This is a genomic window from Psychrobacter sp. UBA3068 (genome assembly GCF_002366815.1).
GTDB lineage: Bacteria > Pseudomonadota > Gammaproteobacteria > Pseudomonadales > Moraxellaceae > Psychrobacter > Psychrobacter namhaensis.
In genome coordinates, this window is record NZ_DFBY01000027.1 from 69424 (window position 1) to 81441 (window position 12018).

Sequence of the window (12018 nt, forward strand, 5' to 3'; positions counted from 1 at the left end):
CTAAATAAGCATAAGCTTATGAATAGACAGTATAAGTCACCACGAACTATAATAAAAACAGATTAATAAGATAGAAACTATCGAATTTTTAGGTAAGCTCTGATAAAAACAACTGAAGGTCGGATAAAACATGAAGAAAGCGGTGCAAACCTTACCGAAAATTACGCTAAAGCAGTTATCTGTCTTTGTCAGTGTTTACCAGACAGGTAGTACCAGCCGCGCCAGTGAAGCGCTACACTTATCACAATCAGCGGTCAGTAGCGCCTTGACTGAGCTAGAGTCAAGGCTGCAAATGCCGTTGTTTGAGCGGGTCGGGCGCCGGCTCAATCAGCATCCCAATGCCCATCCTATTTATGTGCAGGCGCAAGCGATCTTAGGGCAAGCGCTGACGCTGGAGCACTATCATAAGTACCAAGCAGGGCAGATTCATATTGGCGCCAGCACCACTATTGGGAACTATGTGTTGCCGCCGCTGCTGGCTAAGCTATATAAAGCGCTACCAGATGCGAATGTCGATATGTATATTGCCAATACCCAAGAAGTGGTTAGTGAGGTTGAGCAATTAAATATTGATATCGCTTTAGTGGAAGGGATGCCGCGCCCGACAGACATGAAAGCCATTGAGCAACGAGCGTGGCGGACAGATACCTTGATGGTCTTTGCCAAACGCGATAGTCAGTGGTTGTCAGGATTGGCCGCGTATCATGCCGATGAGCACTGTTATGAGCTTAATATTGAACAGTTGGCACGGCTGCCACTATTGGTACGTGAAGCAGGATCGGGTACGCGGCAAATTATCGATGAGCAGTTGCTCAAGCATCTACCCCATGCGGAGGTCGTCAGGGCTATTCAACAGTCGGAGGCCATCAAGCACATGGTCAGTGCCGACATTGGTCTTGGCTGTCTGTCGCAGCATGTGATTGAGACAGAACTCGCGGCAGGAAAACTGATACAAGTAAAAGTGGCGGGTATCGATCTGTCACGGACATGGTGGCTGGTGTGGCACAAAGCCCGCCATCAAAGCCCCATTTGGCAGACGTTTATTGATATTTTGATAGCAGAGTGATGGTCAAAATCGCCTGTTAAAAAGCGTCCCATAGTCGGTGTCTATACGACGCTTTACACAGGTAAGCTTTGAGGACGCTTTACACAAGTAAGCTTTGAGAACGCTTCATAAAGGTAAGTTGTGATACAAGCAACTAGCTGAAGCGTTATGTCTTAAGAGATTTACATGTCAAGAGCTTTATATTTTAAGCTATTTTATACTTTAAGCTAATTGGAAACTGGTTTGTCCAATCTAACCACTAAGCTGTCACAAGGCACGTTTGGCAAGATATTATCCGCTGTGGCACCGCTCAGCCAGGCAACAATGCCATGGCGTTCATGACGACCAATCACCAATAAATCAACGTCGTGTTTGTGGCAGTAATTGACGATCCCCTCGCTATTCGAGATGGCGGTGGTCACTTCAGAATTGACGGCGTGTAACTGGTTGCGCTCCAAAAACTGCGCCAGTTTAGCCCGTGCTTCTTGGCAGCGCTCGTCATCAATTTCATCGTATAGGCTAGAAGCGGGAACCAATTCATAGCCAAAGCCAACCATGGTATCTTTGACAATATGCAGTACCGATAGCTTGGAACCGGGACGGTTTTCAACGATACGCTTGGCCTTTTGAGCGACGATATCGGCATCGGACATTAAATCGGTGACCAATAAAATATGCTGGTAACTCATGAGCGGCTCCTTGTAACAGATGATTCTAACTATAGCACTATGACAGAGCGCTGTTAAGTAACATCATTAAACTGAGACAAATGAATATATGTAGGTTGCAGGTGGCATCTTTTTAACAGTAGGCCTTTCTTGCTTATCTTTTAGGGCGTGCCTTGACTTATCAAACGCTCAGCCCCATCTAACACCGTTAGGCAAATTCCTATTGTTCGATGGAGCACTGCCACGAAATATGTAGCCATTAAATAAGAATATTACCCAAAAAGTTACTTAAAGATCTTTGTACATTGATGGATATCGATGACTGATCAAGTGACTTATTTTGTACTCACTATTTTTACGTTTTTATTCATTATTGGTTTTTAACCAAGTACACCGTACGATGTGCCACTTTTTATCCGCGTCACGTGAGTATTGGTTGGGTTAAAAACGCTTTATAAGGAACACTATGACTGACACGCTATTTACTGCTGACTTGACCCTGCATCCTGCTTTTGAGCTGATTGAGCATCGCCATATTGAGGCGCTTTCGATGGATGTGTTGATCAGTCAGCATGTTAAAACCGGAGCGATGCATTATCATTTGGCACACCCAAGTGATGAAAATGCTTTTTTGGTGGGCTTTCGTACCCAGCCTATGGACTCAAAAGGCGAAGCACATATTTTAGAACATGTGGCTTTGTGTGGGTCTGAGAAGTTCCCTGTCCGTGATCCGTTCTTTTCGATGATTAAGCGCTCGCTCAATACCTTTATGAATGCGATGACTGCTGCTGATTGGACCGCGTATCCGTATGCCACGCAAAACAAAAACGACTACTTTAACCTGCTGGCCGTGTATCTGGATGCGTCATTTTTCCCCAATATTCATCCGCTCGATTTTGCCCAAGAAGGCATCCGTGTTGAATTAGACAGCGAGGACAAACCGCACTTTAAAGGGATTGTGTTTAACGAGATGAAAGGCGCGATGAGCGGTGAGATTGATCAGCTATATCACGCGGTTGCCCACCATGTGTTTCCAACGACCACCTATCATTATAATTCGGGCGGTGATCCTGCGGATATTCCCGACTTGACGCACCCTGAGTTGGTAGCGTTTCATCAAAGCCATTATCATCCCTCAAACAGCGTGATTATGAGCTTTGGTAATATCCCCGTCGCTGAGACGCAGGCGAAGATTCATGAAGATGCTTTAATCCAGTTTGAAGCAGGCAAAAAACACGTGTCGCGTCCTGAAAAGCGTTTGTCTGCACCGATTAGCGCAACCGACACTTATACCGCTGACGAAGCCGGTCCCGATCAAACCCACCATGTCGTCGCTTGGCTGCTGCCGTCTATTACCGATCCCAAGCAGCGCTTAGCATTGCGCCTGTTAGAAGGCGTTTTGGTTGAACATGCTGGTTCACCGCTGCGTGCTTATCTTGACAGTCATCCGCTGGGTAAAGCGCCAAGTCCACTGCTAGGACTCGATGACAGTCATTATGAAATGGTTTTTTATACCGGCCTACGTGGCTCTAATCCTGAGCACGCCGAAGCGGTCGAGCAGGGCATCATAGACTTGCTTGCTGACGTTGCCAGCGCACCAATTGATGATGAAACGATTGAAACCATCTTGCATCAGATAGAGATTGATCAACGCCATATCGGCGGCGATAGTGTTCCTTATGGTCTAAATTTAATGCTAGAGGGCTTTAGTACGGCTATTCATGATGGCAATCCTATCGACGTCTGGGAAGTTGATGAGCATCTACAATGGTTGCGTGAGCAGGTCGTCGATCCGCAATGGCTGCCCAATTTAATCAAAACGCATTTGCTTGAAAACAACCACCGCGTCCGTGTCACATTGACACCAGACAGTGAAAAATCAGCGCGATTGGCCGCAGCAGAGCAGACTCGCCTTGATACCATCGCGATGGATTTGACCGCTGATGATAAAGATATCTTGCATAAGCAGGCTTTGGATTTGGCGGCGCGCCAAGCTGCCCCTGATGATCTAAGCTTGTTACCAAAAGTGGGTTTAGAAGATGTACCAACGGACATTAGCTTTAAACAAGGCTCGCAAAAAACGGTGCGCTTAAGTGGTCAAGACAGCACCTTGTTTGAGTATGAAGCAGGCACCAATGGTATCTACTATTATCAAGTCATCGTCCCATTGACCGATGCAATTGGTGAGGTTAACAACGATCAGTTACCAGTGAATGACGTCATTAATCACCCATTACTGCCCATTTATTTAAGCTTGTTGTCAGAGCTTGGTACCGACTCACTCAGCGCGCATGAAATGCAAGCCAAGCAAGCGGCGCACTCGTCAGGCGTGACAGCGCGTATCAGCCAACGTACCAATGTCGATGACAGCCAGTCTATTAGCAGCTATTTTGTGGTGGCAACGCGGGCGCTGAACCGCAAACCTGAAGCGATTGATCTGCTAAAAGAAGTCATGGAGCACAGTGTCTTTACTGAGCATGACCGTATTAAAGAGATTTTGCAGCAGCGCCAAGCGGGCTGGCAATCTAACCTTGCGGGCTCAGGGCATTCTTATGCCATGCAAACGGCCAGTCGCGGCATGAGTCGTCAAGCACAGTTAGAGTATGTACGTAGCGGACTTCCGGCACTCAATGCGTTGAAAGATTTCTTAACCCATGCCAGTACTGACGATGCACAATGGGATAAGCTTGCGACAGGCTTGATGGATCTGCATCAGCGTCTCATTAGTCTGCCGAAACACGCTGTGATTATCTGTGAGGCTGAGCAAAGCGAGCGTTTGAGTGACTTAATTGTGGAGAGCTGGCAAGACAGTCGTGCCCCAGCGCTGGCAGAGAAGTTAACCAACACTGATAATGCCATTGACGCAAATATACCAAGCGAGTTTGCAGACTTACACCTAAATGATGTTGAGGGTGAGTCAGTAGCGGTTGAAGATTTGGCATGGCTTGTGCCGACCAACGTTTACCATAACGCCAGCGCTTATACAGTGCCAGCGGCTGATCATCCTGATACCGCTGCCTTGATGGTATTAGCGCCTTATTTGCGCAATGGTTACTTACACAGTGCCATTCGTGAGCGCGGCGGTGCTTATGGTGGCGGCGCCGGTTACGATGCCAATGCTTGTGCCTTTAAATTCTTTAGCTACCGTGACCCACAGTGTGCTGAGACCTTTGCTCACTTCGATGCCAGTATTGAATGGTTGTTAAATGAGCCGCAAACGGATGAGCAGTTAGAAGAAGCTATCTTAGGTATTATTTCAGGTATGGATAAGCCTGGCTCTCCAGCGGGTGAGGCGATCAAAGCGTGCTTTGCCAACTTGCATCATCGCGGGGCAGACTGGCAGCGTAAAATGCGGGCAGCAATCTTGGCGGTGACCGTTGCTGATTTACAGCGTGTTGCCAAGCAATACTTACAAGGGCAAAAGCACGTGCGTGCGGTCTTAGCGCCATATGACAAAGAAGCTCAGGTAAAAGAGCTTGGCTTTAACGTGTGCAAAATTAAAAGCTAAAAATCCACGTTGATTTGTGTGGTATAAAAAACCGCCGCTTTCAAGATAAATAGTGAAAGCGGCGGTTTTTATTTTTCATCGTGATTTTTTATTGTTCACTTTTAAGCCGTTACTTTGTTATCAGATAATTTGCGACGGCTTGAAAGGCAGGTATTGATGTCGGATCATTTTTGCCATTGCTGGCGTCAGGATGCGAGGCAAAACGGACGATGACCATGTCGGCCGCTGGGTCCACATAAATCCTTTGGCCATGGACACCGCGAGCCGAATAGACGGGGGCGGGATTATCATATGACCACCACATGCTTTTATAACTGCCGTTTTTGAGCTGTTTATAGTCGGCTTTGGCAAAGGCAGCTTTGTCACCGCCAGCTGCGATTTTGTCTACCACCGCTGCTGGGAACAAGCGTTTGCCATTAATGACGCCTTTATTTAGCATGAGGCTACCAATGCGTGCCATATCGTGTAAGCCTGCACTGATACCACCGCCGGCAAATGGCGTACCTTTAGCATCAACGGTCATGTAGGCGCTTTGCTCTGCGCCGATTTTTTGCCAGATGCGCTCAGAGAGTAAGTCATCGACTGCTTTGCCAGTGGTACGCGCAATGATCCAGCCAAGCGTGTCGCTGTTGATGGTCTGATAACTAAAGGCGGCACCATGCTCGCCTTTTTTCTGAACCGTTTGTAGGTATTCAAAATAGCCATTAGGACCGGTATAGTCCTTAGGCTTTGGTAGCGGACTGGCGGCTTCTGAGTACTGCCAAATATCAGCATTGGGATCGGCGTAGTCCTCGCTATAGTCCAGCGCTGTCGTCATATCCATGACTTGGCGCACGGTTGCATCACCAAAGCCGCTGTTCGCCAGCTCAGGAATGATAGAGGCAACCAACATTTTATCGTCAAGCTTGCCTTCGGTTACGAGGATTTCTGCCAGTAAGCCCGTCATGGATTTGGTCATCGACATCGCTGCATGTTTCCCAAGCTCATTGAGGCAACCATTTTGGCGCTCATACACCACCTTGCCGTGATGCAGGATCATAATACCATCTGTATAGTTGGCATCTAATGATTGTCGCCATGTCATTGGGCGATTACTACCAGTGGGGATAAAGGGGATGGTATCGATGTTTTTATCCAGTTCATAGCTGAGCTTGGACGGCGCACCGATACCGCGACTGACTTCGGTGGTCGGCATCAGCTCACGGATATGACAGACTGTCCAGCGTAGCTTTGGAAAACTAAAAAAATCAGAGGATGGCTGCGCTATCAGCTTATCAGCTGGTGGCGGAAAGCCTTGCATCCACCCAAGCGTTTTTGGGTCTGACTCTTTGGCAGTGAGACGTGAGTCATCTGCATGGCTTATGGTACTGATACTGGTCAGTGTCACGGCGATGGTCAGCGGTAACAGCGGTAAGGCGCGTTGCAACAAAGTCAGCATGATATTCTCACAAGTCAGATTGAGCCGTTAACGTCAGGCAATAAAAAAACCATTCTAAGAGACAACACTAAGCATGTAGCATAATTCTTATGAATGGCTTTTACCAACGACTTTTGTAAGGTATTTTGTACTTATAGTACGATGTTAATAGCGTTTGATGCTTTGATCTTTGCCGATGTAGTCTTGATGAATGGGGAACTTATCTAAACTGTCGAACTGCTGACGGTCTTCAAAATAGCTTTTTAAGGTGCGGCGCACGGCTTCAAAGGCAATATTATCCCAAGGAATGTCTTCTTCTGTGAATAAAGCACAGTCCAGACTTTCAGAGCCAATACCGTAAGCCCCGTCTTTTAGCTCGGTTAGGTAGATACTATAGATTTGACCGATATCAGGAATGTCATACAGGCAGTAGAGGTGAGGATTGATAACGACCGCCTCTGCTTCTTCATAGCTCTCACGCGCTGCGCCTTCTGCCATGGTTTCACCATTCTCCATAAAACCGGCAGGCAGGGTCCATAAGCCGTATTGTGGCTCAATGGCACGCCGACACAGGAGCACACGGTTTTTATGGACGACAAGTGAGCCACAAATCACTTTTGGATTTTCATAATGGATGTAGTGGCAATTTGGACATACCAATCGCGGTATATTATCTGTGGCTGGTATTTTGCGTTCTGCTTCATGACCGCATTGTAGACAATAGCGCATATCAACTGCCTTATGTAATGAGAAAAAGTGATGTGGTTATTTTAAGCGTTATAATGCTTCTTCTATTTATATAAGTTCTATAAGAAGAGTGAGACGTTAGCTTATCAGGCTTTTATCTGACAAATAACTGGCTTTAAGCTTAAGATAACACAAATTCTCACCGTACTGACATGGATGACAAAAACAGCACATTTTTACGATATTAGTGTTTGGTATTTTTGTCAGATAAGGGCGCGTACAACAGGCAGAGCAACTCAGTCACAGAAAGTATATGCAGTCATCGCCGGTTTGCGCTAGGCTTGAGTAGGCGCAAATACTGATGACCAATAGCGAGGCAATCTTTGCGAGCAGTCATCGATTCTGCTCTGCATTTTATTGAATGAGAAAATGTTATCCACTAGCACTTCCTAAATAGTATTCAATAACCTTAACTACTTGACCATGATATGTTTTATTTTTGAGGTTTAGGTGATAGATAGTTTATCGTAACGAGGTTAAACACGGATAAAAATACAGGGCAATTATAATGCTACTCCCACCGCAATCTATAAGTTTTGATGAATTATCAGTCGCTGTGCCCACGTTTATTCGTTATCCTACGCTCAGAAAACTGGCTGAGCGAGTACAGCACGAGACGTTAAATGCCGTGACCAGCCCAGCGTTATATGACGCCCACCACACATCGCATAGTGCGCGCATCTTAGACAGCTTATATCAAACACCGATTGCAGACGCGTCGGTATTGGTGGCGATTACTCATGAACGCCACCCGAAGCTGCTCCTGACGCGCCGTGCTGCGCATATGAATAGCCATGCTGATGAGGTGTCTTGTGCAGGGGGTAAGTATGAGATAAGTGATGGTAATAATGTCATCACAGCGCTGCGCGAAGCCTGCGAAGAGACGGCGCTCCCACCCAACAAAGTCCAATTGCTTGGTCAATTGCCCATACAAACCTCCAAAAGTGGCATGAGTGTACGCCCAATTGTGGCACTCATTGCGCCAGATTTGATATTGGTGCCCGAACTAGGAGAAATCTCACGCATATTTTGGGCAGATTTTGAGTCTTTGCTCACTCAGCCTACGGTAGAGTATGCGGTAGAATACACGATGCAAGACCAGACTGCGACCCTGCTCACGCCCAGCTGGCAAGTGGATGGCGAGACGGTATGGGGTCTAACAGGACGAGTCATTGCAAGCTTATTAGAAACTGGCTTTGATCGGCAGCTTGAATGGTATTACCGTATACAAAATACCCGTCTTTAGAGAATATAGACTGATAGTCGATCATGCCAAGCCATGAACACGCCTGCCTAGTGTGGCGTTATGATAATGACTGTGGATGCTATGGATAATGCCTAAGAATACTCTATTTATTCATAATAATTTTCGGAGTGATAGTCCCTCCAAATGAAAGTAGGGACCAAAAAAGGCGTTCTGCTGGTATAAGTTTTCTTGTGTGCTGTGCCGTTGCCGACAGAAGCTTTAAAACATCATCCTACAGCACGGTACTCTTTTGCTTATACTCACAGCACTGTGCTTTTACTTATAATACTCATCGTTTTTCTTTAGCCACCAGTTCATATTGTCTTGGCGTTTGGCGCGAAACGCTTCTAATTTTTTATCAATACTTTGATTGTGCTGCCGGGCAGTATCAAGCGCAAACAAGATGGGCACGGAAGACAGTACGCCAAACCGTATCTTTGATTTTGGTAAATCCAAGCCATCACCAATGTCATCACCGACCAAAGTACGCGTCACGCTGGCATTGACCATCTCAACGAAGCGCCCTCGGCGATTGTCCTCGCCCATAAGCTGACGCGGTAAGTCATGCAAGGCTTTTGCCAGTGGTTGTCCCATCTTAAAGTCAAGCTGCTGAATGGATAGATACGTATATAGCCACTCCCAACATGCCGCTTCATTCTTTGGTAAGCGTTGTAGATCAACGCCCATCCAATAGCTAGCAAGATTCCACAAATGCAGAATACCTTCGGCTTCCTCCTTGCTAATGCGCGCACCCAGTAGTCGTAGGCCGCGCATGATCAGCAACGAAAACTGCAAATGGGTGGCAATCATATCAGTCTGGTTAATCGGTACACCCCAATAGGCCGTGTTCCAGCTGCCATCAGGATTGTGGTGCTGATCTGCCTCTGCTACGACGTCTTTGGCCGCATTGCCTTTCCCGTTGAGGAGGTTTTGACGCACTAAGGTGTGAATTTGCCGCACCTTGATAGACTGACGCCAGCCTTCAGAGCCAATGGCCAATACTTGCTCGATAGGTTTGCGTCCATGGCGCGTGCTCATATTTGATTGAGGGTGCTCAGAGACAGCTAAGATATAAGCATAAGTACGCATCAGGCGCGGCAAGGCATCATGCATCAAAGCGCCAGTTTGAATCAATGGCAGCGAGAGGGCAGGAATACTATACCCTGCCATCAGGGCGACGTTACGCAAGAGCCAAATCAGCATCAACGGATAGCGTCGATAGGCGACTGCGCCGATCTGGGCAAGCTTAGGATCGAACCAATCAGGATGACTGCCAAACTGCTCGGTTAACGCGCAAAAAGAGGGGGTGTTTTTGAGGTTGTGATTGGAGTCGTTGTTAATAATAATTTGTTGTAAGGGTTTTGCAAAACGAACGCCCTCAGCCGCCAAAGCATCTGCCAGCGGGTCGCCAATATCATAACCGGCGACCATCTCATTTAACAACTCTTGAGAGATGACAAAATCTTTTGGTAATAAATAACGTTTGATTCGCTTTAGCACTTGCAGGTCGCTATGGTCGTCAATAGCGGTGGTACGACCATGACGCTGATAGGCATCTATCGATTGATGGTGCTGATGATCAGGGTCGATACTTTTGGGCATGATGTTATTCTGATCCATGTTTATCAAGTAGCCATGTTTATCAAGTACTCTTATTTATCAAACAGCCTTTATCCTCTTGTATTATAAAACAAAGAGCTACTTAGCCATTGATACGCTGGCAAGTAGCTCATTGTACGCTTAGTGTGGACGAGTCAAATCGACTGACGTACCACTGATATTGTCTTTTAGGCTGACTTTAAGCATGAGGTAACCGGCGATACCAGAGACGATTGAACCCATGATAATACCTAAGCGCTCATCGAACAGTGTTGTGTCACCAGCAAATGCCAAACCGCCAATAAACAAGCTCATGGTAAAGCCGACGCCGCATAATAAGGCTGCACCATATATCTGTTTATAATTCATACCGCTGGGCATGGTTGAGATACCAAGCTTAAATATCAACCAGCACATGATCATAACGCCCAGCTGCTTACCGATAAACAGACCCGCGGCAATCCCAAGTGGTACCGAATGGAATAGCTCCGCCACACCTGCACCTTCGAGTGATATACCCGAGTTGGCAAACGCGAATATTGGCAATATACCAAATGCCACGGTGTTGTGTAGGTCGTGTTCCAACTCTTCAAGTGGCGAGTGCTCAGGATCCGTACGGTCAAACATCGGAATAAATAGCGCCAACACTACCCCTGCTAAGGTGGCGTGGATACCGGATTTGAGTACCGCAATCCACATGATGACACCAATGAGCAGATAAGGCGTGATGCTGGTAACGTTGCGGCGATTGAGAAGATATAAAAACGGCAGACACAGTCCCGCCACTGCTAATGACTCTAGTGATAACTCACTGGTATAAAACAAGGCAATGATCAAAATCGCGCCAATATCATCAAAAATAGCAATGGATACTAAGAATACTTTTAAGGAGTTGGGAACGCGGTTACCTAGTAGGCTCAAGATACCAAGTGCAAAGGCGATGTCAGTCGCTGCTGGAATGGCCCAACCCTTCCAAAACTCAGGCTCATTATAATTAAAGAGCAGGTAGACAATCGCTGGCATAATCATACCGCCCAACGCCGCGCCAGCTGGTAGTATTATTTGCTTGACGTTGGACAGCTCGCCGATTAGCACTTCACGCTTAAGCTCTAGTCCAACTAAGAAAAAGAAAACAGCCATCAGACCATCATTGATCCAGTGGTGAGCGTCTTTGGCAATGGCGAAGTTACCGATTTGAATGGCAACAGGTGCGTGGATAAAGCCTTCGTACCACACATTAAGAGGGGAGTTGGCAATGATCATTGCAGCAACGGCGGCCAGTGCTAAGACAATACCGCCTGCTGCCTCAAACTCAAAAAATGCCTTAATCCTTCGTATTGCCATATCATCCTCATTTGCTCATACAATTTATTAAATTAACTCAAATATCTACGCGGCTACTTATACTGATGTCGCAGATAGACAGGAACAGTTTCTCACACTCTTATTAATATAGACAACAAAATACATCAACCCAAGGTCACAAGCTCACCTTGTTATCTCAAGAATAGGACTATTATAAAAGTGCGACCGCAGGCAAAGCTGTTGTAAGTCGTTATTTTTTTGTTCAACAGTCGCTTAGGGCGCGTTTTAGCAAGCCATTAGACAAATCTAGCAGACTTTGTTACGTTTTTGGTTTTTTTTATGGTTTTATCTTTATAATGAGCGACGTTATATACCGCTCGGTTAGCTCTCTGGGCGTATCAGCCGTACTATTGCCTCATCAATAGTGACATTCTCAACCGAGTACTCTAGAGATTTTTCCTTATTTATCATAACTTTTGAAGG

The 12018-nt window shown here is 46.4% G+C and carries 8 protein-coding genes; 3 read left to right on the forward strand and 5 right to left on the reverse strand.

What is annotated here, in order from left to right; translation table 11 throughout:
• The first annotated feature begins 130 nt into the window (after window positions 1-130).
• The gene (locus B2P60_RS07020; RefSeq protein WP_198333818.1) at window positions 131-1066 is read left to right on the forward strand and encodes a LysR substrate-binding domain-containing protein; all 936 of its coding nucleotides are present in this window, start codon (window positions 131-133) and stop codon (window positions 1064-1066) included.
• A 206-nt stretch (window positions 1067-1272) separates the two neighbouring features.
• On the opposite strand, the gene B2P60_RS07025 is transcribed toward B2P60_RS07020, so the two are convergent.
• Window positions 1273-1734 carry a universal stress protein gene (locus B2P60_RS07025; protein WP_193005233.1) on the reverse strand — a complete coding sequence of 154 codons (462 nt, stop codon included), beginning with the start codon at window positions 1732-1734 and terminating at the stop codon, window positions 1273-1275.
• A 445-nt stretch (window positions 1735-2179) separates the two neighbouring features.
• On the opposite strand from B2P60_RS07025, the gene B2P60_RS07030 reads away from it, so the two are divergent.
• Window positions 2180-5221 (forward strand): insulinase family protein, encoded by a 3042-nt coding sequence (locus B2P60_RS07030; RefSeq protein ID WP_286740228.1) that lies wholly within the window; start codon window positions 2180-2182, stop codon window positions 5219-5221.
• Between the two features lie 109 nt (window positions 5222-5330).
• On the opposite strand, the gene B2P60_RS07035 is transcribed toward B2P60_RS07030, so the two are convergent.
• Complete coding sequence (locus B2P60_RS07035) at window positions 5331-6659, reverse strand: serine hydrolase domain-containing protein (RefSeq protein WP_286740230.1); 1329 nt, start codon at window positions 6657-6659, stop codon at window positions 5331-5333.
• Window positions 6660-6803: 144 nt separating this feature from the next.
• On the reverse strand, window positions 6804-7367 hold the full coding sequence (locus tag B2P60_RS07040; protein ID WP_193005236.1) for an NUDIX hydrolase: 564 nt from the start codon (window positions 7365-7367) through the stop codon (window positions 6804-6806).
• A 526-nt stretch (window positions 7368-7893) separates the two neighbouring features.
• On the opposite strand from B2P60_RS07040, the gene B2P60_RS07045 reads away from it, so the two are divergent.
• Entirely contained in the window at window positions 7894-8631 is a 738-nt protein-coding gene (locus tag B2P60_RS07045) for an NUDIX hydrolase (RefSeq protein WP_198333821.1), read from the forward strand.
• Between the two features lie 276 nt (window positions 8632-8907).
• Here B2P60_RS07045 and B2P60_RS07050 read toward each other — a convergent pair whose 3' ends face one another.
• Both B2P60_RS07050 and nhaA read right to left on the reverse strand, forming a co-directional pair.
• Window positions 8908-10251, reverse strand: coding sequence for an oxygenase MpaB family protein (locus B2P60_RS07050; protein WP_286740231.1), 1344 nt, complete (start codon window positions 10249-10251; stop codon window positions 8908-8910).
• Between the two features lie 120 nt (window positions 10252-10371).
• The gene (gene nhaA / locus B2P60_RS07055) at window positions 10372-11574 is read right to left on the reverse strand and encodes a Na+/H+ antiporter NhaA (RefSeq protein ID WP_286740232.1); all 1203 of its coding nucleotides are present in this window, start codon (window positions 11572-11574) and stop codon (window positions 10372-10374) included.
• Window positions 11575-12018: the final 444 nt, after the last annotated feature.

Bases quoted from the DNA above. Each gene is read 5' to 3' on its own strand.
- B2P60_RS07020 (WP_198333818.1), top strand. From the start codon at position 131: ATGAAGAAAGCGGTGCAAACCTTACCGAAAATTACGCTAAAGCAGTTA.
- B2P60_RS07025 (WP_193005233.1), bottom strand. From the start codon at position 1,734: ATGAGTTACCAGCATATTTTATTGGTCACCGATTTAATGTCCGATGCC.
- B2P60_RS07030 (WP_286740228.1), top strand. From the start codon at position 2,180: ATGACTGACACGCTATTTACTGCTGACTTGACCCTGCATCCTGCTTTT.
- B2P60_RS07035 (WP_286740230.1), bottom strand. From the start codon at position 6,659: ATGCTGACTTTGTTGCAACGCGCCTTACCGCTGTTACCGCTGACCATC.
- B2P60_RS07040 (WP_193005236.1), bottom strand. From the start codon at position 7,367: ATGCGCTATTGTCTACAATGCGGTCATGAAGCAGAACGCAAAATACCA.
- B2P60_RS07045 (WP_198333821.1), top strand. From the start codon at position 7,894: ATGCTACTCCCACCGCAATCTATAAGTTTTGATGAATTATCAGTCGCT.
- B2P60_RS07050 (WP_286740231.1), bottom strand. From the start codon at position 10,251: ATGGATCAGAATAACATCATGCCCAAAAGTATCGACCCTGATCATCAG.
- nhaA (WP_286740232.1), bottom strand. From the start codon at position 11,574: ATGGCAATACGAAGGATTAAGGCATTTTTTGAGTTTGAGGCAGCAGGC.